Raw genomic sequence first — 25110 nt, 5'->3', positions numbered from 1 at the left:
AAAGTAGGGAAGAGAAATGGCAAGTATGAAAAAACGCATACTAGGCGGGGCAAAATGGACAAGCTTGTCCGCATTCATCATTACGATTATCCAAATCGCACAGTTCGCTTTTTTAGGGAACGTGATGTCACTGAAGGAGTTTGGACTCGTTGGCATGATCACAACTGTCACAATATTTACGCAGATTTTACTTGATCTAGGGATTGGGGCAGCGATCATCCAAAAGGAACAAACAACAGAACGTCAATTATCTACATTATATTGGATCAATTTGCTCACTGGAATTGTCTTATTCTGTTTACTCATTCTAGTAAGCCCAATGATTGCCGCCTTTTATAACCGGCCAGAGCTGGAGGGTTTGCTCAAACTATTATCCATCATGTTTCTGATTGCACCAATTGGCCAGCAATACCAATACATGATGCAAAAGGACTTAGCCTTTAAAACATTAAGTACCATTGAAGCCATTGCAACCATGATATCGCTGTTTGTTTTACTCGTTCTGGCCTTTTTCATCAATCCGATTGTGGCCTATGTCATTTCTCAAGTGCTGCTGCAATCAGGAAAAGGGCTTATGTATGCCGCAGCTTATTGGAAGAAGTGGCGCCCAGCACCTGTTTTTGCATTAGGGGAAGTGAAAGAATTTTTCTCATTTGGTGCATTCCAGCTCGCATCCAGACTGGTCAATCGAGCAGGATCGAACATAGACATGATTTTAATCGGCCGGTTTCTTGGAGCGGAAGCATTAGGTATTTACAGCTTGGCGTATCAAATTGTAACGATCCCGGTGCTGAAGATTAACCCAATCGTGACGAGAGTGGCTTTCCCTGTTTTCGCAAAAAGTCAGCGTGATCACTCCATGCTGCGAGAGGGCTTCCTCAGTATGACGAATATGCTCGCATTGATTAGTTTTCCATTATTAATCGGTCTTGCTGCCGTATCAGATAGCTTTATAGAAGTAGTGTTTGGAGAGAAATGGCTCGTAGCCGTTCCGGTTCTTAACATTTTGTGCATTGTCGGCCTTCTGCGTGTGCTGATGAATCCAAACGGTTCAATACTTCTTGCCAAAGGGAGAGCGGACTTAGCCTTTTATTGGGATACGGGGATGCTCATCGTGTATGGATGCGCCTTATATGCAGGTGTCAGCACAGGAAGTCTGCTCACAGTAGCTTGGGTTTACTCAGGTGTCAGTCTGCTCAACTTTATTGTCGGCAGGTGGCTCATGGCGTATGTCATTCAGCTTGATATGAAGGTGTATTTAAAATCACTTGGAAAGCCTGCTGTCATGACGCTGTTGATGGCCGCCTGTGCGGTTTTCTTGCATCAAGGCATGAAGCTGACGTCAGCGGATATTTTACTTCAATTAGGATTGACGATTTGTGTCAGTGCTGCACTGTATGGCTTGCTGTTCATCAAAATGTATCCGCAGGTGGCAGGTAAATTATTGAGAAGAGGTCGTTCGTCATGAAGGTGCTATGGCTGACAAGTGTATATCCTAGTGAAAAACATCCAAGTGAAGGCGTATTCCATGAAACGCAAGTGCAGGAGCTGCTCAAACAAGGAATACAAGTGACTGTCATTTGTCCCAATCCAGTAAATTTACCGGTTTTGCGGATGCTGAAGGCGGCCTATCGGCAGAAAAAAGATATGCCCGAACAGGAAGTAAGAAACGGAGTGACAGTATACAGGCCGCCCTATACAGCGATCCCTGGACAGCTGAAATGGGCACAGCCGAGTAAACGAATAGCGGCTTCTGTTCTAGGCGCCATGCAGCGTTATCAGCTGTCACCAGATTTTATCCATGCGCACTTTGCGATGCCGTCTGGCGGAGCGGCGGCTGTGATTCAGAAAGAAACGCAAATTCCTTATCTTTTGACCTTACATGGCAGTGATGTGAACGTGTATCCAGGCTATAGCAAAGGGGCACATGCAGCCTTTGAAACGGCGGTGAAACAGGCATCTGCTGTTCTGACGGTGAGCGAGGAGCTTGCTAAAAAGACAAATGACATGACAAAGGTGGAAGCGCAATGTCTCCCGCTCGGTATTCCGCTTCAGTCATTTTCTAAAACGGAAGAAGATCAACAAGGCATCAGGAAAAAGTTAGGCTTACCCCTTCACGACAAGCTCGTTGTCTTCGTCGGGCGATTAGTCAAAGAGAAGGGCTTACTTGAATTAGCTGATGCTGTCAGCGGCATGGATGGTGTGAAAGCAGTCTTTGTTGGAAAAGGCCCCCTTGCAAAGGGGGTGGAAGAACGGGCTGGAGCATCCATTGTACTCCCAGGACAGGTGCCGAATGAGCAGGTGAAAGACTACTTAATGGCAGCTGATCTGTTTGCACTTCCTTCCTATAGTGAAGGAATGCCTACCGTCGTCCTAGAGGCGCTTGCTTTAAAAGTACCTGTCATTGCGACACGAGTCGGTGGTCTTCCATCTTTATTTTCTAGCTATCAACACCTGCTCGTTGATCCGCGTTCGACGAATCAGTTAAAAGAGGCCATTCACGCCTATCTTTATGAAAACAGATGGAATGAGCAAGTGAAGAACGATCTTCATCAAATCGTTCATACAGAATATTCATCAGCAAATAATGCGAAGCATCTCATACAGCAATATGAAAAGGTGCTTAATCAATCAATATCCATCGTTTAAACAAGATGAAATGTGCAAAGAATGATAGATAGATAAACAGCTTGGAACGGACAATATGCTTTTACTGAGAGGATGAAAAATGTTGAAGAAAATTGCTGTGATTGGAACAGGGTATGTCGGGTTAGTATCGGGTACTTGTTTTGCTGATATCGGAAATCGTGTCATCTGCTGTGACATCGATGAATCAAAAATCAACAGCTTAAAAAGTGGTGTCGTTCCCATTTATGAACCGGGTTTAAAGGAATTGATTGAAAAGAATACGGAGGAAGGAAGACTGTTTTTTACAACCAATATTCCTGCCGCTATCAGGGAATCAGAGATTATCTATATTGCTGTAGGGACACCGATGACAGCACAGGGGGAAGCAGATTTAACGTTCGTGAAAGCCGTCGCTCAAACAATTGGTGAACATCTAAATGGCTATAAAATCATCGTCAATAAAAGCACAGTGCCCGTTGGAACAGGCCGGCTCGTTCAAGCCATTGTCGAAAAAGCATCCCGCAGTAAATATCCTTTTGATGTCGTATCCAATCCAGAGTTCCTCAGAGAAGGCTCTGCAATCCAAGACACGATGAATATGGAGCGGGCAGTAATAGGCTCGACAAGCACCCATGCGTCAACCATCATCAAAAGATTGCATGATCCGTTTCAAACAGAGGTTGTGGAGACCAACTTAGAAAGTGCTGAAATGATTAAGTATGCTGCAAATGCCATGCTTGCCACAAAAATCTCATTCATCAATGACATTGCAAATATTTGCGAGCGGGTGGGCGCTGATGTTGAAAAAGTCAGCGAAGGAGTTGGATTAGACAGCCGCATCGGGCATAAATTTTTAAAAGCGGGCATTGGATTTGGGGGTTCTTGTTTCCCGAAAGACACGATGGCTCTTCTCAAAATTGCCGAAACAGCCGGCTACCGGTTCAAGCTGATCGAGTCCGTGATTGAAACGAACAATCACCAAAGAGCTCACCTTGTCAGCAAACTGATGAGTGTATTCGGTGATATTAGAGGAAAAACCATCTCTGTCTTAGGTCTCGCATTCAAGCCGAATACAAATGATATGCGTTCTGCGCCTGCATTAGACATTATCCCCATGCTGAGAGAGCTGGGTGCTTTTGTGAAGGCCTATGATCCGATTGCTTATGTAGAAGCAGAACGAGAGCTTGGCCCGCAGGCTGTCTTCAGTAATGACCTGTATGAAACAGTAAAAGATACGGATGCTTGTCTCATCCTAACAGAATGGGATGACGTACAGAAGATGGATAAAGATCAGATCAAGCAGCTGCTTCGTTCACCGATTGTAATTGATGGAAGGAATTTGTTTGATCCAGCAGAAATGAAAGAGAGAGGATTTATTTACCAGTCTATCGGCCGCCCAGGCGTATGGGAAGCAGAATTGGTATCAAAGGCACAATAACAGGGGGAGCTTGGATGAAGAAAGTATTGGTTACTGGGGGAAGCGGATTTATTGGATCACACACGGTAGAGGCTTTACTAGAAAAAGGCTACGAGCCCATCGTTCTTGATAACTTTTCAACTGGATCTCGGGAAAATATTGCCCATCTTTCCGTTCAATGCATTGAGGCAGATGTCACAAAATCAGAAACGGTTGATTTGATCAAACAAATGAGACCGGATTATATCATTCACCTTGCAGCACAGGTGAGTGTAGCCGTTTCCGTTCAGAATTTCGTTTATGACGAAGAAGTGAATATTAAAGGATCTCTGCATGTAATCAAAGCGGCTTCAGAGGCTGGTGTCAAGAAAGTGGTATTTGCCTCATCAGCAGCTGTCTATGGAGATCCAGTGTATCTGCCAGTAGACACCGCTCACCGGCTAAAGCCTGGTTCGCCTTATGGGTTATCGAAACTCACAGTAGAGCGATACTTAGAAATGGCAAAATCACTGTATGATGTGGACTATTGTATTCTTCGGTACAGCAATGTTTATGGTCCGCGACAAGACGCACTTGGCGAAGGCGGAGTTGTCTCTATTTTCTCTGATAAGTTTGCAAAAGATGAGGCTCCTTTCATTTTCGGAGACGGGGAACAAACAAGAGATTTCATTTATGTAGGTGATCTAGCAGCAGCGAATGTTGCGGCTTTAACAGCTCAATCAAACGTTTGTTTAAATATTTCATGTGGTGATTCGATCACTGTGAATGAGCTGTTTCAAACGATGAAGCGGGTGACGAGATCGCATCTTGAACCAATTTACAAGCCGCAGCGTGCAGGAGATATTGTGCATAGTACATTGGCAAATGAGGAAACGAAACAAGTCTTAGCATGGGAGCCTGTTGTGAGTTTACAGGAAGGTTTGGCTCGTACCATTTCCTACTATGAACAGGAAGTCAAGGCTTAATCCCTCAAATCGGATGGGTTGCTTAGGAGGAAAATGGGTATGAGTGTGAAACAAACAGCATGGCAAATCATGATTGGATGTATTTTGTTTGCAGCAGGGATCGGGCTTGTACAAATGGCAACCGCCCAGCCCGTCGGGTTAAAGAAGATGGTGGCTGTTCCGGTTATACTTTTGATCCTGTCGGCTGCTCTCGTGTTGATGAAGCTATACATGAATGGTGAGCAAATCTTCATGTCAGCCATCTATCTTTTGATTGCATTGACTTTTCTCAACAACGCTTTCTTTTCTATTAGTGCCGGATTCTTTAGTCTTTTTCTCTACCGTATTATGCTTATCGCCGTCTTTGCTTTATTCATATGGCGGATGAGAGATAAGGGGACGTACATATCGCAGTGGCAGCAGATTCGTGTCAAAGGAATTCTTGGTTTTTTCGCTGCATGGTTTCTTTACGGGCTCATCTCACTGCTTTGGGGTCATTCGGTCACAGACGGCCTGAAATATATGTCCCTGCTTGCAATGGGGATGGGGTTTGTCTTTCTTGTCGTCATGTTCATTCAGCGAATGGATCAAGTGGTGACCTTTTATAGCATTTGGCTGGTCATGACTGTGTTTGTGATGGGGATTGGGTTCTATAATCACTTTACATTGAACCATTTACCGAATACCTCATTGTATCTAGGACCAGCGTATAAACAGCACTATCCTACATCTGTCTTTTTTAATCAAAATGACTTTGCGACGTTTTTATCGATTAGTTTCTTTTTATATCTAGCGTGCATGCGTCAAATGAAAAACGGTTATATCAAAGCGTTTGGATTATTAGGGGCAATCGCCGCACTGTATCTTATATTGTTAACCGAATCCCGAGCCAGTCTGCTTGGCATATTTGCAGGAGTGGCGCTCTATGTGTGGCTGCTGCTGCCGCGATTTCTCAAAAAGTGGTCAATCATTGCAGCAGGCGGACTTGTTGTTATCTGTATCGCTGTCTTTTCAGCCAAGATTTATTCGGTCTTTTATGACTTGTTTCTCGCTTCTCAGGTCGCGCATTCTTTTAGTGAACCACTCCCGTCTAACATCGCGAGAGCGAATTTGATCAAAAATGCTTGGCACTTCTTTACGAATTCATACGGATTCGGGGTTGGAGCGGGGAATGTGTCTTACTACTTAGCTCACTTTTCGATCTTTGATACAGACCAGGTCGTAGAAGTGCACAATTGGCTGCTGGAATTGATGACGAACTTTGGGTTAGCGGTCATGCTGGGCTATATCTCAGTATACGCCTATCTCATGTTCACACTGTACAAACAATACCAATGGGCTGACACAAGATCTGCAAAAATGATCATTGAAGGGTTGTTTGCAGCCATGCTGAGCTTTCTCGTTTCAAGTATCAGTCCTAGCTCCGTCTCGAATTTATATTTCCACTGGGTATTTTTAGGACTGGTGATCGCAGCGGTGAATATGTTGAAAAACAAACAACGACTCAAGCTGTGGTAAACCGTGTGTGATGCTACGTGTGTATGGCTACACTAGTGAAAGAGCAAATACGTCAATGTTGGGAGAATGAACATGTCTGGTTTCATATCTAGGATAGGGAAGCGAATCAAAAAGTACATCGTATGGCTCATCCTGCTGCCTGTCATATTAGGCGCCTTTGGTTTCTTTTTTGCTAAAGGAACTACGCAGCAGTCCAGTTACACAGCTGCTGTTACCCTCACTCTTGGTAAATATGATGATGGGGTGTATAACAATATGGCAGAAGTGACATCTCTATTAAAAAGCGATGCATTTCTAAACGAAGCACTCAGTGATGTCAAAGAAGAAGAAAGGCAGGATGTGAAAACCCGTCTCATCCTTACCAATCAATCAGATACACAATTACAGCTGTCTTTCACAGATGCCGATAAGGATCGCGCTTTGGCTGTCGTGAAGCAGGTGTCGGAGACATTTCTTAAGCAAGACAAAGCATTATTTACAAAAAGGCAGCAGGTGATTGAAAGTAGATTAGCTGCTCTTGAAGACGAATCTGTCAGCAATGATTCCAAAGTCGATAAAGAACGATTCTTATATGAATTGGAGTCGACAAAGCTTGGAATGAAGCAGGCAAAGATTGTCGATCCTGCACAAGTACTTGATGAGGGCAATAAAGGCATGTCAGCCAAAAAACGTGCACTGCTTGGGCTTGTCATTGGCTTTAGCATCTCGCTCATGTTTGTGGTCTTACCCGAAGTGTTCAAAGAATCTTAATGATGAACTGGAGATGAGTCTTAGGTGAACAATCAACCGTTAGTATCCATCATTACACCGGCGTATAATGCGGAACGTTATTTAACGGATACAGTTCATTCCGTCCTTGCCCAAACCTATTCCAATTGGGAGCTGATCATTGCAGATGATTGTTCTACAGATGGAACGAGAAAGCTATTAGGGGATTTAAGTCAAGCGGACGACAGAATCAACGTCATTTATTTAGAGGAAAATGGGGGAGCCGCCATTGCTAGAAACGCAGCCATCAACCAGGCAAAAGGGCGCTTTATTGCTTTTTTAGACAGCGATGATAAGTGGAAAGAGACGAAGCTTGAAAAACAGGTAGACTTCATGCTGACAAATGATTATGCCTTTACATTTACGGCATATGACATCATTGCAGAAAATGGAGAACCGTTAGAAAAAACCGTCACTGCGCCAGCGAAATTAGATTATAATGAAGCCTTGAAAAATACCATTATCGGCTGTTTAACGGTCATGCTTGATCTTAAAAAGGTAGGACATGTGGAAATGCCGAACATTCGCACAAGGCAGGATTTAGCTACATGGCTGTCTATATTAAAAAGAGGATTTACAGCCTATGGTATGAGCGAACCGCTCAGTGAATATCGCATCGTTGGGAACTCCATCTCTAGTAACAAGTGGAAAGCAGCGAAAAAAACGTGGTTTGTCTACAGAGAAATTGAGCAGCTTCATTTTGTCAAAGCGTCCTGGTGTTTTATGCACTATGCGACAAATGCTGTGAAGAAGCGCTTATAAACAGAAGGGAAAAAAGGTGATAAAGGTGAAAGCAGACTCGATCATACATGTTGTCGTAGCGACGGGAGAATGGGGACAGGACGGACTGAGGTACAGACGGCATCGGCTGGCCGAATTTCTAGCATCTGATCCAGAAACAAAAGAGGTCATCTGGGTATGCCCGTCATCATCTCGTCATACAGCTCCCTTTCAGCCCATAACAGATCGAATGAAGCAATTGACCATTCCTGATGTGCTCAAGAGTAAATTATTTCGCTTTGGCCGATATCAAGACATGTTCTATATTCATAAATTGTCCCCTCTTCTTGAACATTTGCGGCAGGAGGAAAAGAAGGGGATTGCTGTTTGTTTATGGTATACGTTTCCGGGCTTTCCGCTCTTATCTTCCTTATTTGAATGGAAACACATTGTCTATGATTGCAGTGACCTGTGGGGAGAGCCGATAAGCGGCAAACACAACATTCTTTCTTATATGAGGCAGCGTGTCATTGTCAAAGCAGAAAATCGAATCATTAAATACGCACACAGCATTACATGCTCTTCTCAATATTTACACGATCAAATCAAAAAACGTCTTATGGGAGAACCGAAAGATGTGTTTACTGTGGAAAATGGCGTCGAGTACGATGTATTTGCGAAAAGCAATCTTCCGTGTAAAGAAGATGTGCTGGAAGGAAGAGAAGGAACCGTGCTTGGTTTTATCGGAGGAATCAAGCCAAAGCTCGATTTTGACATGATGGCTGAAGCTGCTCGCATGCGGCCTGATTGGACATTTTTATTTGTCGGTCCGGATGGAACGAATGGAGATCCATCTTTTCAGCATGCACTCAAACGGCCAAATGTGATTTGGACAGGAGCTGTTGCACCAGAAGAAGTACCTGCTTATATGAAGCTGATTGATGTAGGCATGATGCCATACAAACAATCCCCTTACAATCAAGCGGTGTTCCCTCTCAAGCTCTATGAATTTTTAGCAGCTGGAATACCGGTTGTCGGTTTAAATCTCCCATCAACGGAAAGGCTAAAAGAGAAGGATGTGTATGAATATTTAGAGGGCGATGATCCTGCGCTCTTCGTAGAAGCCTGCCTGAAAGTGATCAGCAAAAAAGACGACACGACCTATAGACATCTAAGACAAAGCCGTGCGAAGAAAAAAGATTGGCACGCGCTGTTCACAAACATGGTGGAACTAACGAATATTAAAGAAAACGCATAATTCATTCGGGATTGTGCGTTTTTATTTGTTTCTTCTTCACCGGGGGAGCTTGTGATCATCCTCTATTCAATTGTATAATGGAAAGAGCGGCCAATATACAAAATACAGATTTCAATTTAGAAGGAGACTGACCTATGGATTACGAACGCGCCTTATTAGCGTTTTTTGTCTCTCTGGCTACAGTTTTAATTGTGACACCAATCGTCAAAAAGTTTGCAATTAAGATTGGTGCAGTGGACCAGCCGAATAAACGAAAAGTTCATGATAAAGTAATGCCTCGAATGGGTGGTTTGGCAATTTTTATTGGGGTAGCGGCTGGAGCATTAGCAGGCGGGCTGTTTCTACATAATAAAATTACAGCAATTTCAGTTGGTGCCGTACTCATCGTCATTTTAGGTATATTTGATGATAAATATAATTTAAGTGCAAAATTTAAATTTCTCGTACAAGTTCTTGTTGCTTGTTTGATTGTGAGCACGGGCTTAAAAATGGACTTTTTCTCTGTTCCTTTTTTAACAGATCGAATTGAGTTAGGCTGGATGGCATATCCCCTCACCGTGCTATGGATTGTCGGCATCACAAATGCCATAAATTTAATTGACGGCCTTGATGGACTAGCTGCCGGTATTTCTGTCATCGGTTTATCAACGATTGCAGTGATGGCATTTTCTGCTGATAAGATTCTGATTCTTTCTTTATCTCTTGTCGTCATTGGCAGTACGATCGGCTTTCTCTTTTACAACTTTCATCCGGCGAAGATTTTTATGGGGGATACCGGTTCGCTATTTTTAGGGTATATGATCTCGGTGCTGTCACTTTTAGGGTTATACAAAAGTGTCACTTTGTTTAGTGTTGTTGTTCCTGTGATCATTCTAGGTGTTCCTATATTTGATACGACCTTTGCAATCATTAGACGCATATTAAACAAACAGCCGATTTCAGCGCCAGACAAATCTCATATTCATCATAGACTAATGGCCTTTGGCTTGTCCCATCGCATGGCGGTCATCGTCATTTACATGATTGGCTTAGTCTTTAGCTTAAGTGCGATTTTGCTGACAAGCGCGACCATTTGGTTATCGCTCATCATTATCTTTTTACTGGTAATGTTTATGCAAGTGATTGCGGAAGTCACGGGTTTGGTCAACGAAGAGTTCAAACCATTTACGAAATTCTATAAACGAATGGTCAAAAGACAATAAAAAACAGCCCGTTCCTAGGAACTGGGCTGTTTTTATTATTGTCCTGGTGTGCTGGTCGAAGGATTAGCTGTATCACTTGACCCTGTTTCACCAGAGGGTGGATTGGTTTGTGAATCTGTTTCAGTCGAAGATTCAGCAGGAAGCTTTAAATGCGTCCGTAATTCATTTTGTACGTTAGCTAGATTGGTTTGATCTGGCTCAAAGTAATACGTTCGATTTGGTCCTAAATAAAGATCTGACCCTTTAATAGAAAGTGTTTCTGTGTCGTTTCCTTTAAATCCGCTGTAGATTTGCTGAAGTGCAAGACCTTCTGTGATACGGAAGTTGGTCGTAATGTGATCACTTACTTCTTTAGCGATATTATCGACGTTCGCAATGTTATTTGCCTTCGACATTTGATCAATCATTGCGCGTAAAATTTGTTTCTGACGATCATTACGTCCGAAATCACCGCGTGGATCTTGTTTTCTCATCCGAGCGTAAGCAAGTGCTTCTTCCCCGTTTAAATGCATATTGCCTTTTTTGAAGTAAATCTTTTTCGATTTTTTCACATCACTTTTTTCATTGAAGTCAAATGGAACATCGATATCAATTCCGCCGACTTCATCAATGACATCCTTGAATCCGTCAAAATCAACGGTTGCATATTTATCAATCGGAATATGCAAGAATTGTTCGACAGTTTCAATCGTCTCGTCTTTTCCACCTTTAGCAAATGCTGCATTGATCTTTTCTTTATTTCCTGTCGTGTCACTTGCAAGCTGTACGCGTGTGTCACGAGGGATACTAACCATTTTCATCGTTTTGTCTTGAGGGTTAATCGTTGCGACAATGAGTGAATCTGAACGGCCATGATCACCATCTGTGGCATAATCCTCAATTCCGACAAATAGTACAGAGAAAGGTTTCTTCTTAATATCAATGACCGCATCACGAAGCTTCGATTTCTCTCCTCGGTCTAGCTCATCATATGTTTTGTCAGCAGCCTGAAGTGTATTGACTATTTTATATACTGCAAATCCGCCCATGCAGATGATAAGAAGCAAAAATAAGACCAGGATACGTTTGAAAATTTTCTTCTTCTTACTCTTTTTCTTTCGTACACGCACTCTTACTCGTTGTGCCATTCATCTGTCTCCTTTATCGGACCAATGTCCTTTTCTAAATAAATCAGTTCGCCTTCTTTTGTAACACTCTTTCCATTTGTCAGCTCAGTCATCCATTCAATGAACTGCTCTGTTTGTGTTTCTTCTACATACGTCTCAAAAATAACATCTTCTGCATAATGAATTTCTTTTAGCTGAAAAGATGAGGCTCTAAGCTCATTCTCTACCTTTCCAAGCCATGTATAATCTATTGTTGTGTGCATCGTACGCATTAAACAGCGTTCTACCATACCAACATGGTTGATGGCTTCTGATACAGATTTTCCGTAGGCACGAATCAATCCACCGGCGCCTAGCTTAATACCGCCGAAATAACGAGTGACCACTACGACTGTATCTTTCAGCTTCCGTTTTTTTAACACTTCAAGCATTGGCACACCTGCTGTACCGCTTGGTTCACCATCATCATTCGCTTTTTGAATCAGGTCATGTTCTCCAATGAGATAGGCAGAACAATTATGTGTGGCATTCCAATGTTGTTTTTTAATGGATTGTATAAATGCTTGTGCTTCTTCTTCTGAGACAGCACGCTGTATATGACAAATAAAACGTGATTTTTCAATGACGATCTCATGCTCGCCACGACTTTTTACTGTAAGATAGCGATTCAGCAAAAGACTTACCCTCCTGACAAGCAAATTGTAAGACTAGAGAAAATTTGCATTCGTTTTAGAATTTTACAGCGTATTTTGTTATGATGATAGGGGCGGAAAAAGGGTCGTCATAAAAACTTCATGATTTATACGCATTCTTTCATTATAATTCGACATAAAATGCAGATCAATGACATTTATAATAAAAAAAGATGACATCACTGTTACGGGAGGGAAAAGCCATGACAACACCTAAAATGGATCCGAAATTATTGGATTCAATCATCATGAAAATGCTAAGTACAGTTGATGGCAGCAAGGACGAAGTATTTAGGATAGGCGAACAGTCCCGTCAACAATATGAAAGCCTAGTAGAAGAGCTGAAGCAAATCAAGCAGCAAGTAAACGAAGTAATTGATTTTGGGGATAAACTCGAAGTCCATACGAGACATGCTAGAAATCGCTTATCTGAGGTCAGCAGAAACTTCAACAAATTTAGCGAAGAAGAAATACGGGAGGCCTACGAAAAAGCACATAATCTGCAAGTGGAACTCACCATGATCCAGCAACGCGAAAAGCAGCTGAGAGAAAGAAGAGACGATCTGGAAAGACGATTGTTAAGCCTGCAAGACGTCATTGAACGCTCTGAAACGCTTGTGAGTCAGATCACAGTTGTTCTCAACTATCTCAATCAGGACTTACGTCAAGTTGGCGTGTTACTTGAAGATGCTCAGGCAAAACAAGATTTTGGACTAAGAATTATTGAAGCCCAAGAAGAAGAACGCAAAAGGGTGTCCCGGGAAATTCATGACGGTCCGGCCCAGATGCTGGCAAACGTGATGATGCGTTCCGAATTAATTGAACGGATTTTCAGAGACCGTGGGACAGAAGAAGGCTTTAAAGAAATTAGAAGTCTCAGACAGAATGTGCGAAATGCTCTGTACGAAGTGAGAAGAATCATTTATGATTTAAGACCAATGGCTTTAGATGATTTGGGTCTCATTCCGACGCTAAGAAAATATTTAAACACAATCGAAGAGTATGATGGAAAAACCAAGATTACGTTCCAATGCCTAGGGGATACAGAAAGCGAAAGAATTGCTTCTCAATTTGAAGTGGCACTGTTTAGACTAGCCCAAGAAGCTGTCACAAATTCACTAAAGCATTCCGAAGCTGAAGAAATCTCTGTAAAAGTAGAAGTGACGAAAGACTTTGTCACGTTAATTATCAAAGACGATGGAAAAGGCTTTGATATGAAAGATGTGAAAACAAACAAAAACAAATCCTTCGGTTTACTTGGCATGAAAGAACGCGTAGACTTACTGGAAGGTAAAATGACCATAGACTCAAAAATAGGTCTAGGGACATTCATCATGATTCGCGTGCCATTAACATTGCAAAATAAAATTGTAAAATAGAGACAAAAGACATATTGACCATAAAGTTCAGGTGTAGAACAATAAACATGGGGAGGCGTAGCTTGTGACTAAAGTAAATATTGTAATTATTGATGATCACCAATTATTCCGTGAAGGTGTCAAACGGATTTTAGATTTTGAACCTACTTTTGAAGTAGTTGCAGAAGGAGACGACGGTGACGAAGCTGCACGTATCGTAGAACACTATCATCCGGATGTTGTCATTATGGACATTAATATGCCGAATGTAAATGGTGTAGAGGCTACAAAGCAGCTAGTTGAGCTTTATCCCGAATCAAAAGTCATTATTCTATCTATTCATGACGATGAAAACTATGTGACACATGCATTGAAAACAGGGGCAAGAGGCTACCTGTTAAAAGAAATGGATGCAGACACGCTCATTGAAGCAGTGAAAGTCGTAGCTGACGGAGGATCTTATTTACATCCGAAAGTTACTCATAACTTAGTAAATGAATTCCGACGCCTAGCGACTAGTGGCGTTTCAGCACATCCGCAGCACGAGGTATATCCTGAAATTCGCAGACCACTTCATATCTTAACGAGACGTGAGTGCGAAGTTCTTCAAATGTTAGCTGACGGAAAGAGCAATAGAGGAATTGGTGAGTCGCTCTTTATTAGTGAGAAAACAGTCAAAAACCACGTGAGTAACATTTTACAAAAAATGAATGTAAACGACCGTACACAAGCTGTTGTTGTAGCAATTAAAAACGGCTGGGTAGAAATGAGATAATGTTCCGGACAAGTACTCCTTTTTCGCCTGTTTTTGGTTCTCTCACATGTTAACTGGAGAGAAATGATAGGTAGATAAGGAGTCTTTTTCGGATATAACGGGCTTGCCTATTGATTAGGCAGGCTTTTTTGATTACTATTATAAATCTAATGAATAACAATGATCATTCTTTGAAAATAAAAAAGAGCAACTTAACGGATAAGGAAGGTATTTAAGAATGAAAATAGCCGTTGTAACAGACAGTACTGCTTATATACCACAAGAGCTGCGTGATAAACATCATATTCATATGATCCCTCTTAATGTCATTTTTGGCAACGAATCATACCGTGAAGAAATAGAAATGGATTGGAAGACATATTATGAAGAAGTCAAAAAGCATAAAGACCTTCCAACCACCTCTCAGCCTGCTTTCGGAGAGTTAATAGAATTATATGAAAAACTAAGTGAAACATACGATGCCGTGATTAGTATTCACCTTTCAAGCGGAATTAGTGGAACATATAATAGTGCAGCCTCAGCAAATGACCTAGTTGACGGGATTGATATTTATCCGTTTGATACAGAAACTAGCTGTATGGCGCAAGGTTTTTATGCGATAGAAGCTGCTGAAAAAATCCAAGGTGGTGCTTCTCTAGAAGAAGTGTTAGCCCATCTCAATTATCTGAAAGAGAATCAGAGAGCTTATTTTATGGTAGACGATTTAACTCATTTACAAAGAGGCGGCAGATTAAATGGTGCTCAGGCTTTTATTGGGAGCCTCTTAAAGGTAAAGCCTATACTGCATTTTGACAACAAGCTAATTGTCCCTTTTGAGAAGATTCGTACACGGAAAAAAGCCATTTCACGTATTTTTGAATTATTTGACGAAGATGCATCACGTGGTGTCCCGATGAGAGCAACACTGATACATGGTAATAGAGAAGAAGAAGCAGACGACTTAATTGCGCACTTATCAGAAAAGTATCCTCATGTTGAATTTTATAAAAGCTACTTTGGTGCCGTGATTGGCACTCATCTAGGCGAAGGCTCTATAGCTCTTGGCTGGGTGATTAGATAAATCTTAAAAAACCTCTTTTCTAATAGAAAAGGGGTTTTGTTTTTCTATTTTAGCTGTTGGACGAAAGGTCATGTCTTTGCGCATAATAGGCAAACATCAGTTGAAAGGTGTTTGGTGAAATTGAACATGGACAAAGCAATGGAACTAAGGCAGCAACTGCAGTCACGCCACCTGCTTACCGCTGAAACAAGATGCTCACAGTCCGATTTGGATTGGCTGGAGGAGAAAGGGTTCGTCATCCGAACACCTGCTATTGAGAGGAAAGCAAATGGTCTTACTTGCTGTAGATGTGGTGTATCAAAAAAGCGGTACTTTGCCCACACTCCGTGTGACATGTGTCAAAAAGATTGTGTGTACTGTAGATCATGCATCATGATGGGGAAAACAACGGAATGTGGCTTTCTTTATGAATGGACGGGTCCACAAATGGAAGAAACATGTCATACGGAATTAACATGGCAGGGAAACCTGTCTAAAGGACAAAAAAGAGCGTCCGAAAAATTGATCGAAGCGATAAAAAAAAAATCTGACCTACTCATCTGGGCAGTTTGCGGGGCAGGGAAAACAGAGGTGCTCTTTTACGGAATTAAATATGCCTTACATCAAGGAATGAGTGTCTGCATTGCGACACCTAGAACAGATGTTGTCCTTGAACTAGAGCCGCGGCTTAAAAAAGCATTTCAAGGAATGAAAATAGCTGTTCTTTATGGAGGAAGCCCTCAAAGGTTCCAAATAGCACCGCTAGTGATCGCCACAACTCATCAGTTGATGAGATACAAACATGCATTTGATGTGCTTATTATAGATGAAGTCGACGCCTTTCCTTATTCAATCGATGAACGTCTCCAATTTGCTGTTTTAAAGGCAATGAGAAAGAAAGGGGTTAGGGTTTATTTAAGTGCGACGCCCTCTAAGAAAATGAAAAGAGATGTATCTCGTGGACAACTAGAAGCCATAAAAATTCCTCTGCGCTTTCACAAACAACCGTTACCTGTCCCGTCCTTTCAATGGATTGGACATTGGAAGAAGAAATTAAAAAAGAACCAGCTCCCACCTAAAGTAATGAATTGGATGCAGAAACATATCACAAAGAAGAGAAGGATTTTACTTTTTGTTCCTTCTATTTCGACCATGAAGAAGGTAACGAAGGTTCTTAGAGAACACCGCTTAAATGTAGAAGGGGTGTCTGCTGATGATCCAGACAGGAAACAAAAGGTCCAGCACTTCAGAGATTATAAATACGATGTACTAGTTACAACCACCATTCTAGAAAGAGGCGTAACCATTCCAAATGTTCAAGTGGGGGTACTAGGTGCGGAATCTACTATCTTTACAGAGAGTGCACTTGTTCAGATTTCTGGTAGAGCAGGTAGACATCCCGATTTTTTTAAAGGAGATGTTATCTTTTTTCATTTTGGTTTAACGAGAAGTATGAAACAAGCAAAGAAGCATATCGTAAAAATGAATGATACAGCTGCAAAAGAGTTTTCTGAAAAATAATGTGGGTTCAACTAAATTTCATGGTACATTTATATTCACAATACACAAATGGCAGGAGAGACAAATATGCTACTCAATGCAAAAGAAATACTACTCAAGGAAATCCTCTATCAATATCTCAACCAATTAAACATGATTTGTCACTGTGAAAAGTGTATAGAAGATGTATTAGCGATTTCACTAAATCAAGTGAAGCCTCAGTATATAACAGATATCGATAAAATATCTTACAGTAAATCCGAGATGGTGGATAAACAGAAGAATACGGCCATGCTGGTCATTCTGACAGAAGCTGCTTCAAAGGTCACCACATTTCCAAGATGCGAAAATCGTCTGCCGATAAATAAGGATAACAATTGATCTGCCTAATTTGTGAGGGGCATTTTGTCGCTGCTTTTACATGGAAATCATTACTTCTATTAAATGATGATCATATATGTATAGCATGTAAGCATCACCTAGAAAAAATTCAACGCCCGATTTGTCCAGCTTGTGGGAGAGCACAGTCGAATGATCAATTATGTCAAGACTGTTCCAGGTGGAAAGAACGCCCTGATTCTACTACAGTACTTGTGAAAAATAGGTCTGTTTATGCTTACAACGATTTGATGAAAGATGTCCTTTCCCGCTTTAAATTTCGAGGTGATACAGCTTTAGCTGAGCTTTTTAAACAAGATGTCCAAGCAGTATTTAAGCGCTCCTTTTCAATTAAAGAACCTGTGCTGATCCCGATTCCTTTAAGTAAAGAAAGGCTAAAGGAAAGAGGGTTTAATCAGTCAGTCATACTTGCTTCCTTGATTGGTCAGCCGATCCTGCAGCCGCTTGTGAAAATACATCAAAGCAAGCAGTCTAAGAAAAAGAAAAATGAACGTTTAGATCAAAAAAGAATGTTTCAAATCAAGCAGACAGATGCGATCGTTCAAAGGGATGTTATCTTAATTGACGACATCTATACAACGGGGGCCACCATTTATGATGCGGCAAGAATTTTAAAAGAAGCAGGTGTCAAAAGTGTTTCCTCTTTTACGTTGATCCGTAGTTAAAATTCAGGATAATTAACCGATAATAAGAAGAGAAAATAACGTAAGGGGTTTTGGTTATGAATCAATTGGCAAACTGTCCACAATGTAATCAGCTGTTTTTAAAAACCACCATCCAAACGGTTTGTAACAAATGCTTCGAAGAAGAAGAACGTTCTTTTGATATCGTTTATAAATTCTTGCGAAAGCAAAGTAATAGACAATCAACCATTGCTGAAATAGTAGATGCAACAGAAGTTGATGAAGAATTAATCTTGAAATTTATCCGTTTGAAAAGACTTCAAATTAGTCAATTTCCGAATATCAACTATCCTTGTGAAAGATGTGGCCAACCGATTAGAAAAAACAAGCTGTGCAGCCAATGTGAACAGGATATTCATTCGCAAATGAGTCAAATGAATCAAGAAGAAGAGCGTAAAAGGGAGATTGAATCTAGGAAAAAAGACACCTATTATGCCATTAATCCTAAAAACGATTGATTCCCTAAACTAAGTTGCAGTTTGGTCGATAAAATGGATAGAATCAAGACAGACTGTAACGGAAAGCGAGAGGAATCCCGTGAAAATTAATCGATATGGAACACAACCAGTAAATCCTTACAAGAAAACATATGAGAAACAAACGTTGCAATCAAATCAAGCAAAATCAACTGATAAAGTCGAAATTTCTAAAAAGGCAATCGAAATGCAAAAGGTGCCGAATATCATGAAAGAACGCCAAGATAAAATAGACCAAATTAAAAAAAGCATTGAAGCCGGAACATATCAAGTAGATACAAAAGGCATTGCTGATAAAATGCTGAATTTTTATAAACAACAATAACAAAAGGGAGTAGCGTGAATGTCAGTTAAAATAATCATTGAAGAGCTGCATCGTCTCTATGGATTGCATGAACAGCTTTTGAAGCTGTCGAAGGATAAAACAGAAATGCTGAAAAGCAATGAGATTGATGCTCTTTCAGAGGTTCTGAATTTAGAGCAAAAATATATTCAAGCCATTTCTCAATTAGAAGAAAAACGAATTGAAGCCACAGTTCAATTTTTACAAAGTGATGAACCGCCAACCATCACCGCGTGTATCGAAAAGGCTGAAGGTTCGGATCAAGAAGAGCTCATTTCATTATATGACAAATTAAATGACATCATGGTGGAACTGAAAGATGTAAATGAACTGAACAAACAGCTCATTCAGCAGTCGCTTCAATTTATTTCACTGACATTCGATCTCGTTAACCCTAATAAAGAAAATATGAATTACGGACAAAATGGTCTTGAGAGTTCAAAGCCTAAACAGCAGAGGGCTTTGTTTGATTCAAAGGCGTAAACAAGGAGGATACCAATGGGTTCTACATTCATGGGTCTAGAAACGGCAAAAAGAGGAATCACAGCCCAGCGTGCAGGGCTTTATGTCACATCAAACAACGTGTCCAATGCAAATACAGATGGCTACTCAAGACAAAGAGTTACCTTTAAAGCAGATAATCCTTATCCAGTCATTTCTGTTTATGACGGCAAGAATTATGGCCAAATGGGGACAGGTGTTCAAGTTGGAACCGTGGAAAGAATTCGAGACAGCTTTTTAGATCTGCAATTCAGAGATCATAACAATAACTTGTCTTACTACTCAACAAAATCTGATGCCCTTTCGCAAATGGAGGGAGTTATGAATGATTTGACGGATGAAGGCTTAAACAGAGCTTTTGATAACCTTTGGAAATCATTACAGGTCCTATCCGAAACAAAAAATGCCGATACAGCGTCTGCGCGTACAGTTGTTAAAACAAGTGCACAGGCTTTAGTAGATCAATTCCGTCTACTTAATTCGTCTTTAACAACGATACAAAAGAATTTAAAAACAGAACTCGATTCAACAGCCAAAAATGTGAACACGATTTTATCTCAAATAGATGAAGTGAACAAACAAATTGCAGCAGTTGAACCAAACGGGTATCTTCCAAATGATCTATATGATACGCGTGATGCGTTGGTAGATCAATTATCCTCACTTGTTGATATTAAAGTGAGCTATAATCCATCTGGTGGGAATGCACTCAAAATTGCTGAAGGAACTGTCAACATCGAAATTATCGGTGCAAATGGACAATCTGCTGGAACGATTTTGAATGGCATTACGAGCGAAAAATCTGAACTGCAAATCTCCTATGATAACACAACGGGACTTGTTAACTCACTTCAATTCGGAACAACAACCATTGCAGCAGATCAGCTTCAAGTGAATGGTAAAGTAAAAGCACTTGTTGAGGCTTATGGCTACATGTCAAATGGTGCTGAAAAAGGCATGTATCCAGACATGCTTGCAGAGCTGGATGAAGTAGCACAAGTATTTATGGATACATTTAACGATGTGCATAAGCAGGGGTACACGTTAAATGGCACAAGTGGACAAGACTTCTTTGATATTGAGAATAACAATGAATTGAATAAAGGCTTAGCAGCTCGTATCAAAGTGAGTGATGTCATTTTAGCATCAACAGATAATATTGCAGCATCTCTCAATCAAACACAAGGTGACGGTTCGAATGCTACGAAATTAGCTGGTATTCAAGACTTAAAGGTACCAATCGGCGGCAATACAACGACGATCCAGGATTACTACCAAAATGTCATTGCTGAGATGGGGATCCAAGGGAAAAAGAACATGACGCTAGAAAGCAGTTCAGCCGCTCTTGTCAATTCAGCCAATGAACGTAGGATGTCGACGAGTGCTGTTTCCATTGATGAAGAAATGACGAATATGATCCAATTTCAGCATGCATATAATGCAGCTGCGAGAGTTGTGACATTACAGGATGAAATATTGGATAAAGTAATAAACGGCATGGGTGTCGTGGGAAGGTAGGTATAACTGATGCGAGTCACACAAGGTATGATTTCTCAAAACTCACTTCGTAATATTAGTAAAAGTTATGAAAAACTTTCTAAAATAAATGAGCAGGCACAAACAGGGAGACGTTTCACAAAAACGTCTGATGATCCCGTTGCAGCAGTAAAAAGCCTTCAATATAGCACAGCAATGTTTCGAAATGAACAATATCAAAAAAACTTAAATGAAGCACAGAACTGGATTGATACATCTGAAACAAGTGTCACTGAAATCATTGATATTATGTCAAATGTACGAGATAAAGTGCTTGATGCGGCTAATGGAACAAAGCAGCCAGAAGATTTAGCAGCTGTCGGAGTAGAAATTGGCCAGATGAAGAAACAAATCATTGACGCGATGAACACTCAGATGTTAGGTAAGTTCGTATTTAATGGAACAAATACAAATGTCAAACCAGTTGTTGAGAACGCAGATGGTACGTTTACGTTTAACTTTGAAAACTATACAGATGCAAATTCTGTTAAGTCGAACATTTCTGATGGTATCACTTTAAATGTGAACTCAAATCCAATTTCAGCGTTTGGTGGACAGTCTGCCAGCGGTCAAAATGTCATTGAAATGCTGACGGATTTAGAAAACTCATTGAAAAATGGAACGTTCGCAAATTCTGATGATGCGTTAGGAAGTATCGATCAGTTTAAAGAAGTGATGAGTGCTGAGCGCTCGGACCTAGGAGCCCGTTCAAATCGTGTTGACTTAGTAGGCAGTCGCTTGACTTCACAATTCGAAGTACTGAAAAATGCCAAATCAGATAATGAAGATGTAGAAAGTGAAAAAGCAATTATTGATCTTCTTCAACAAGAGGTTGTGAATAGAGCTGCTTTAGCAACGACGGCTAAAGTTATTCAGCCATCCCTTGTCGATTTCTTAAGATAATAAAAAGCATCCGTTGGGTGCTTTTTTGCATCATGGAGGTGTACCTATATGCAAATCCCTAGATTGTTAATGCAACAAACCTATGCAAAGCTGCAAATGTCGACAACTCCTTCTCGGCAAGAAGTAGAGCAGCCAAGAGCAGACCTTGAGATTCAGCAGCCCAGAGCCGTCATGAATATGACAAGGACACCGTCAAAATTAACAATAGATCAAACCGAAGCATTTGCCGATATGGATATCAAGTCGATTTTTAGACGATCTGAGGAATGGGCAGCTGAGGGGAAACGTGCTGTTGGAGAGGGAATGGGCCGAAGAGCGGAAGAAGGCAGTGAACTCATCAAGATCGAGAATGGTGGGAATGCAATTGCCGAGTTTGCCAAAATCAATGGCACCCCTCCAGCCAAACAATTCACCATTGGTGTGATCCCTTCATTCTTTAGTGTCAAAATTCACTATCAGCCATCTGAGCTTCAAATTGATGTGGAGCCTCAAAAAGCTATTATAGAGGCAACGCCTCATAAACCAATCGTTAACTACCAGCCAGGTAAGGTCAATATTGATATGTTACAATACCCAGATTTAAAAATAGAAGTTGACGAAACGGGCCAAAATGGTGATAAGGTATAGTTAAGAAAAATGAAAAAGGTCGTGAATTATGATCATTCAAACAAAATACCATGGTGAAATGACAATCAAAGAGGAGCAAATCATCAACTTCTCTAATGGAATACCAGGATTTCTAGATCAACAACAGTTTGTCATTTTACCTTTATCAGAAGAGTCTCCATTTTTAGTTCTTCAATCATTGAAAAACGCAGAGTTAGGCTTTATTGTCAGCAGTCCGTTTTTATTCTTCAATCAATATGAATTCGATCTAGACGAAACGGTCGTAGATATTCTAGAAGTAGAAGATGCCAATGATGTGGAAGTCATGGTGATCTTAACAATGGAATCTTCTATTGAAAAAACGACAGCCAATTTAAGAGCGCCTATTATTGTGAACCGGAAAAACATGAAAGCCAAGCAGGTGATTTTGCATGATTCAGCCTATCATACAAAACATTTGTTAGAGGTGGCATCCTCATGTTAGTTCTCTCGCGTAAATTAAACCAGTCGATTCAAATTGGCGATGATATTGAAGTCAAGATTATTTCAATCGAAGGCGATCAAGTGAAAATCGGGATTGAGGCTCCTAAGCACATTGATATTCATAGAAAAGAAGTGTACCTGTCTATTCAAGAAGAGAACAGTCGTGCTGCGAGTTTATCTGTAGATCTCCTCTCTCAATTATCCTCACAAAAAAAGTGAGGATTTTTTTATCTGATTCAGCTATCCTTCTCCACGTTTCTGTGTGGATGTTCACCATCTATATGAAACTTTAACAAATCGGTCCATCTATATTTAATTTGAAAATTCAAAGCCGATATAAAAGGTAGATTAAAGCACAGGAGCTGAATAACTATGTCTGTTGGTAAGGTGACATCGCTAGAGCCAATTATCGATGCATTTCAAACCCGTGTTTCTAATAACCAGAATGACAATGTAAACTCTAATTTACAAGCAAATGGCAAGGTCGTTTCAAAAGAAGAAATTGAAAAAACGCTTCAAGGAGCAAACAAGCTGATTGAACCCACTCAATTTCATCTGCAATTTGAATTACATGAAAAACTCAATGAATATTATGTCAAAGTCGTAGATAACCAAACAGAAGAAGTCATTAGAGAAATTCCTTCCAAGGAATGGCTTGATTTCTATGCGGCAATGACAGAAATTGTCGGTTTATTTGTAGATAAAAGAATGTAAGTGAAGGGAGAACATAAAAAATGGTCAATCGAATTACTGGATTTTCAAATGTGTTTGATATTGATGAAATCGTATCAAAGCTAATGAAAACTGAGCAAGCACCACTTGATAAAATGACACGCCAGAAACAAACACTTGAATGGCAAAGAGACAGCTATCGCGAGGTGAACTCGAAAGTCAAAGAATTAGATGATTTGATCAACAGTTTAAACTTAACGCGTCCAAGTACATATGGCGCAAAAAAGGTGACAAGCTCAAATGAATCTGCTGTCACAGCAACTGGCTCAACTAATGCTACTTCTGGCTCAATCAATGTCACCCAATTAGCGACAGCTTCCGTCTTCAAATCATCTGGTACATCTGGATTTACACCAACAAATGGCACGTTTACATTCGAAGTGACGACACCAGATTCGACAAAACCGAAAACGGTGACGATCAATACTTCTGATACCGATACAATTGATGACATCGTGAAAAAGCTGAACAACTCGCAATTAGGTGTGACGGCTTACAAAGGACAGATCTTTGACGGATCAAACTATGTCGATACGGTCGCTCTCACTTCACGGACAACGGGAGAAGGTGTCAGTATTAAAGCAGCTGATGGTAATTCAGCTTCATTCTTCACTCAATTAGGCTTCCAAGTGGATGGAGATAACAAATTAGTTGCGACCACTCAAGGGCAAAAAGCACAATACGAGATTAATGGTCTGAAAATGGAAAATAACAACAATACATTTGAGCAAGCTGGTATTACGTACGAGCTTAAAGGGACAACCGATAAGCCTGTCAGCTTAAACGTTTCAACAGATGTCGATACAATCTTTGATAAAATTAAACAATTTGTTGATAAATACAATGAACTTGTTGAGCAGGTCAATGGCAAAGTCAATGAAAAAAGAAATAGGGACTATCATCCTTTAACAGCTGAAGAGAAAAAAGCAATGTCTGACAAAGAAGTGGAGCTATGGGAAACGACAGCGAAGTCTGGCTTGCTGAGAAGTGATTCCATTTTACGAGGTGGTGCCTCTAAAATAAGAAGTGATTTTTATGCTGATATTACGACAAGTGATGGGAATAGAATTCACATGACACAAATCGGAATTACCACTTCAGATAAATATAAAGATGGCGGAAAGCTTGTCATTGATGAACCGAAACTAAGAAAAGCCATTGAAGAAGATCCGCAGAAGATCAGTCAAATATTTATGTCAGGTTCGCTAAATGTGGATTCAAAAGATAAAGATAAAGCGCAGCAGCAATATCAAGAACAAGGAATCATTCATCGTATCAAAAATTCCTTATCAGCCTTCACGAAGAGCATTCAAACTAAAGCTGGCAGCACAACAATGCAATTAAAGGAATACGGACTTGGTAAGGACCTTGATTCTTTAACAAAACGAATGGATACATTCCAAGATCGTTTAAAAATGGTTGAAACCCGCTACTACAAAAAGTTTAGCGCCATGGATAGCGCGATTCAAAAGCTAAACAACCAATCTGGCTATCTTTCTCAACTGCTTGGACAATAATTGGAG

Annotated in this window: 27 protein-coding genes; 25 read left to right on the top strand and 2 right to left on the bottom strand. The window is 40.6% G+C overall.

Going from position 1 to position 25110, the window contains the following annotated elements; translation table 11 throughout:
• The first annotated feature begins 16 nt into the window (after positions 1 to 16).
• The 9 genes from tuaB to GKC25_RS15840 all read left to right on the top strand — a co-directional run bounded on the left by tuaB (position 17) and on the right by GKC25_RS15840 (position 10455).
• Positions 17 to 1468 carry a teichuronic acid biosynthesis protein TuaB gene (tuaB, locus tag GKC25_RS15880; RefSeq protein WP_034660166.1) on the top strand — a complete coding sequence of 484 codons (1452 nt, stop codon included), beginning with the start codon at positions 17 to 19 and terminating at the stop codon, positions 1466 to 1468.
• Entirely contained in the window at positions 1465 to 2649 is a 1185-nt protein-coding gene (gene tuaC / locus GKC25_RS15875; protein WP_034660165.1) for a teichuronic acid biosynthesis protein TuaC, read from the top strand. Before tuaB ends, tuaC begins: the two co-directional genes overlap by 4 nt.
• A gap of 79 nt (positions 2650 to 2728) precedes the next feature.
• Positions 2729 to 4066 carry a UDP-glucose 6-dehydrogenase TuaD gene (gene tuaD, locus GKC25_RS15870; RefSeq protein ID WP_034660163.1) on the top strand — a complete coding sequence of 446 codons (1338 nt, stop codon included), beginning with the start codon at positions 2729 to 2731 and terminating at the stop codon, positions 4064 to 4066.
• Between the two features lie 14 nt (positions 4067 to 4080).
• Positions 4081 to 5010, top strand: a complete 930-nt coding sequence (locus GKC25_RS15865; protein ID WP_034660160.1) for an NAD-dependent epimerase/dehydratase family protein — start codon at positions 4081 to 4083, stop codon at positions 5008 to 5010.
• 39 nt (positions 5011 to 5049) lie between these two features.
• On the top strand, positions 5050 to 6507 hold the full coding sequence (tuaE, locus tag GKC25_RS15860) for a teichuronic acid biosynthesis protein TuaE (protein WP_342689852.1): 1458 nt from the start codon (positions 5050 to 5052) through the stop codon (positions 6505 to 6507).
• A 72-nt stretch (positions 6508 to 6579) separates the two neighbouring features.
• Complete coding sequence (gene tuaF, locus GKC25_RS15855) at positions 6580 to 7257, top strand: teichuronic acid biosynthesis protein TuaF (RefSeq protein WP_095285725.1); 678 nt, start codon at positions 6580 to 6582, stop codon at positions 7255 to 7257.
• Between the two features lie 24 nt (positions 7258 to 7281).
• Positions 7282 to 8037: a teichuronic acid biosynthesis protein TuaG gene (gene tuaG / locus GKC25_RS15850; RefSeq protein WP_045210160.1), complete on the top strand. Its 756-nt coding sequence runs from the start codon at positions 7282 to 7284 to the stop codon at positions 8035 to 8037.
• A gap of 25 nt (positions 8038 to 8062) precedes the next feature.
• Complete coding sequence (tuaH, locus tag GKC25_RS15845) at positions 8063 to 9253, top strand: teichuronic acid biosynthesis protein TuaH (RefSeq protein ID WP_034660717.1); 1191 nt, start codon at positions 8063 to 8065, stop codon at positions 9251 to 9253.
• A 134-nt stretch (positions 9254 to 9387) separates the two neighbouring features.
• Positions 9388 to 10455: a glycosyltransferase family 4 protein gene (locus tag GKC25_RS15840; protein WP_034660156.1), complete on the top strand. Its 1068-nt coding sequence runs from the start codon at positions 9388 to 9390 to the stop codon at positions 10453 to 10455.
• 35 nt (positions 10456 to 10490) lie between these two features.
• Here GKC25_RS15840 and GKC25_RS15835 read toward each other — a convergent pair whose 3' ends face one another.
• Positions 10491 to 11582, bottom strand: a complete 1092-nt coding sequence (locus GKC25_RS15835) for an LCP family protein (RefSeq protein WP_034660153.1) — start codon at positions 11580 to 11582, stop codon at positions 10491 to 10493.
• Positions 11567 to 12235: a YigZ family protein gene (locus tag GKC25_RS15830; RefSeq protein ID WP_012011434.1), complete on the bottom strand. Its 669-nt coding sequence runs from the start codon at positions 12233 to 12235 to the stop codon at positions 11567 to 11569. The genes GKC25_RS15835 and GKC25_RS15830 overlap by 16 nt, the downstream gene beginning before the upstream one ends.
• Positions 12236 to 12456: 221 nt before the next feature.
• Here GKC25_RS15830 and GKC25_RS15825 point away from each other — a divergent pair, with 221 nt between their 5' ends.
• The 16 genes from GKC25_RS15825 to GKC25_RS15750 all read left to right on the top strand — a co-directional run bounded on the left by GKC25_RS15825 (position 12457) and on the right by GKC25_RS15750 (position 25104).
• A complete protein-coding gene (locus GKC25_RS15825; protein ID WP_003213166.1) occupies positions 12457 to 13632 on the top strand; it encodes a sensor histidine kinase in 1176 nt (391 codons plus the stop codon).
• 64 nt (positions 13633 to 13696) lie between these two features.
• A complete protein-coding gene (gene degU, locus GKC25_RS15820) occupies positions 13697 to 14386 on the top strand; it encodes a two-component system response regulator DegU (protein ID WP_008348273.1) in 690 nt (229 codons plus the stop codon).
• Positions 14387 to 14603: 217 nt separating this feature from the next.
• On the top strand, positions 14604 to 15446 hold the full coding sequence (locus tag GKC25_RS15815; RefSeq protein WP_034660152.1) for a DegV family protein: 843 nt from the start codon (positions 14604 to 14606) through the stop codon (positions 15444 to 15446).
• Positions 15447 to 15566: 120 nt separating this feature from the next.
• Entirely contained in the window at positions 15567 to 16946 is a 1380-nt protein-coding gene (locus tag GKC25_RS15810) for a DEAD/DEAH box helicase (protein WP_316250400.1), read from the top strand.
• Between the two features lie 66 nt (positions 16947 to 17012).
• Positions 17013 to 17306 carry a late competence development ComFB family protein gene (locus tag GKC25_RS15805; RefSeq protein WP_060597398.1) on the top strand — a complete coding sequence of 98 codons (294 nt, stop codon included), beginning with the start codon at positions 17013 to 17015 and terminating at the stop codon, positions 17304 to 17306.
• Positions 17303 to 17989: a ComF family protein gene (locus GKC25_RS15800; protein ID WP_187704184.1), complete on the top strand. Its 687-nt coding sequence runs from the start codon at positions 17303 to 17305 to the stop codon at positions 17987 to 17989. The genes GKC25_RS15805 and GKC25_RS15800 overlap by 4 nt, the downstream gene beginning before the upstream one ends.
• 56 nt (positions 17990 to 18045) lie before the next feature.
• Complete coding sequence (locus GKC25_RS15795) at positions 18046 to 18465, top strand: TIGR03826 family flagellar region protein (protein ID WP_034660147.1); 420 nt, start codon at positions 18046 to 18048, stop codon at positions 18463 to 18465.
• Between the two features lie 79 nt (positions 18466 to 18544).
• Positions 18545 to 18808: a flagellar biosynthesis anti-sigma factor FlgM gene (gene flgM, locus GKC25_RS15790; RefSeq protein WP_003213252.1), complete on the top strand. Its 264-nt coding sequence runs from the start codon at positions 18545 to 18547 to the stop codon at positions 18806 to 18808.
• Positions 18809 to 18826: 18 nt separating this feature from the next.
• Positions 18827 to 19309: a flagellar protein FlgN gene (locus tag GKC25_RS15785; RefSeq protein WP_034660146.1), complete on the top strand. Its 483-nt coding sequence runs from the start codon at positions 18827 to 18829 to the stop codon at positions 19307 to 19309.
• 15 nt (positions 19310 to 19324) lie between these two features.
• Entirely contained in the window at positions 19325 to 20845 is a 1521-nt protein-coding gene (flgK, locus tag GKC25_RS15780) for a flagellar hook-associated protein FlgK (protein ID WP_095285727.1), read from the top strand.
• Between the two features lie 9 nt (positions 20846 to 20854).
• A complete protein-coding gene (gene flgL, locus GKC25_RS15775) occupies positions 20855 to 21766 on the top strand; it encodes a flagellar hook-associated protein FlgL (RefSeq protein ID WP_034660144.1) in 912 nt (303 codons plus the stop codon).
• 48 nt (positions 21767 to 21814) lie between these two features.
• On the top strand, positions 21815 to 22393 hold the full coding sequence (locus GKC25_RS15770) for a DUF6470 family protein (RefSeq protein ID WP_034660143.1): 579 nt from the start codon (positions 21815 to 21817) through the stop codon (positions 22391 to 22393).
• Between the two features lie 28 nt (positions 22394 to 22421).
• A complete protein-coding gene (fliW, locus tag GKC25_RS15765; RefSeq protein WP_034660142.1) occupies positions 22422 to 22856 on the top strand; it encodes a flagellar assembly protein FliW in 435 nt (144 codons plus the stop codon).
• A complete protein-coding gene (gene csrA / locus GKC25_RS15760; RefSeq protein WP_003212955.1) occupies positions 22850 to 23074 on the top strand; it encodes a carbon storage regulator CsrA in 225 nt (74 codons plus the stop codon). The genes fliW and csrA overlap by 7 nt, the downstream gene beginning before the upstream one ends.
• 153 nt (positions 23075 to 23227) lie before the next feature.
• Positions 23228 to 23569, top strand: a complete 342-nt coding sequence (flaG, locus tag GKC25_RS15755) for a flagellar protein FlaG (RefSeq protein WP_034660141.1) — start codon at positions 23228 to 23230, stop codon at positions 23567 to 23569.
• 20 nt (positions 23570 to 23589) lie between these two features.
• Positions 23590 to 25104, top strand: a complete 1515-nt coding sequence (locus tag GKC25_RS15750; RefSeq protein ID WP_187704183.1) for a flagellar hook-associated protein 2 — start codon at positions 23590 to 23592, stop codon at positions 25102 to 25104.
• Positions 25105 to 25110: the final 6 nt, after the last annotated feature.

Origin of the sequence: Bacillus pumilus (assembly GCF_038738535.1) — a bacterium.
Classification (GTDB): domain Bacteria; phylum Bacillota; class Bacilli; order Bacillales; family Bacillaceae; genus Bacillus.
The sequence above is the reverse complement of the archived record's forward strand: the minus strand, read 5'-3'. Positions and strand labels throughout refer to the sequence as shown.

Coding starts and splice junctions, on each gene's coding strand:
- flgK (WP_095285727.1), top strand. CDS start 19,325: ATGGGTTCTACATTCATGGGTCTAGAAACGGCAAAAAGAGGAATCACA.
- GKC25_RS15865 (WP_034660160.1), top strand. CDS start 4,081: ATGAAGAAAGTATTGGTTACTGGGGGAAGCGGATTTATTGGATCACAC.
- csrA (WP_003212955.1), top strand. CDS start 22,850: ATGTTAGTTCTCTCGCGTAAATTAAACCAGTCGATTCAAATTGGCGAT.
- flgL (WP_034660144.1), top strand. CDS start 20,855: ATGCGAGTCACACAAGGTATGATTTCTCAAAACTCACTTCGTAATATT.
- GKC25_RS15770 (WP_034660143.1), top strand. CDS start 21,815: ATGCAAATCCCTAGATTGTTAATGCAACAAACCTATGCAAAGCTGCAA.
- tuaE (WP_342689852.1), top strand. CDS start 5,050: ATGAGTGTGAAACAAACAGCATGGCAAATCATGATTGGATGTATTTTG.
- tuaF (WP_095285725.1), top strand. CDS start 6,580: ATGTCTGGTTTCATATCTAGGATAGGGAAGCGAATCAAAAAGTACATC.
- GKC25_RS15805 (WP_060597398.1), top strand. CDS start 17,013: ATGCTACTCAATGCAAAAGAAATACTACTCAAGGAAATCCTCTATCAA.
- GKC25_RS15825 (WP_003213166.1), top strand. CDS start 12,457: ATGACAACACCTAAAATGGATCCGAAATTATTGGATTCAATCATCATG.
- GKC25_RS15750 (WP_187704183.1), top strand. CDS start 23,590: ATGGTCAATCGAATTACTGGATTTTCAAATGTGTTTGATATTGATGAA.
- GKC25_RS15795 (WP_034660147.1), top strand. CDS start 18,046: ATGAATCAATTGGCAAACTGTCCACAATGTAATCAGCTGTTTTTAAAA.
- tuaB (WP_034660166.1), top strand. CDS start 17: ATGGCAAGTATGAAAAAACGCATACTAGGCGGGGCAAAATGGACAAGC.
- GKC25_RS15815 (WP_034660152.1), top strand. CDS start 14,604: ATGAAAATAGCCGTTGTAACAGACAGTACTGCTTATATACCACAAGAG.
- GKC25_RS15785 (WP_034660146.1), top strand. CDS start 18,827: ATGTCAGTTAAAATAATCATTGAAGAGCTGCATCGTCTCTATGGATTG.
- flaG (WP_034660141.1), top strand. CDS start 23,228: ATGTCTGTTGGTAAGGTGACATCGCTAGAGCCAATTATCGATGCATTT.
- tuaC (WP_034660165.1), top strand. CDS start 1,465: ATGAAGGTGCTATGGCTGACAAGTGTATATCCTAGTGAAAAACATCCA.
- GKC25_RS15840 (WP_034660156.1), top strand. CDS start 9,388: ATGGATTACGAACGCGCCTTATTAGCGTTTTTTGTCTCTCTGGCTACA.
- GKC25_RS15835 (WP_034660153.1), bottom strand. CDS start 11,582: ATGGCACAACGAGTAAGAGTGCGTGTACGAAAGAAAAAGAGTAAGAAG.
- fliW (WP_034660142.1), top strand. CDS start 22,422: ATGATCATTCAAACAAAATACCATGGTGAAATGACAATCAAAGAGGAG.
- tuaD (WP_034660163.1), top strand. CDS start 2,729: ATGTTGAAGAAAATTGCTGTGATTGGAACAGGGTATGTCGGGTTAGTA.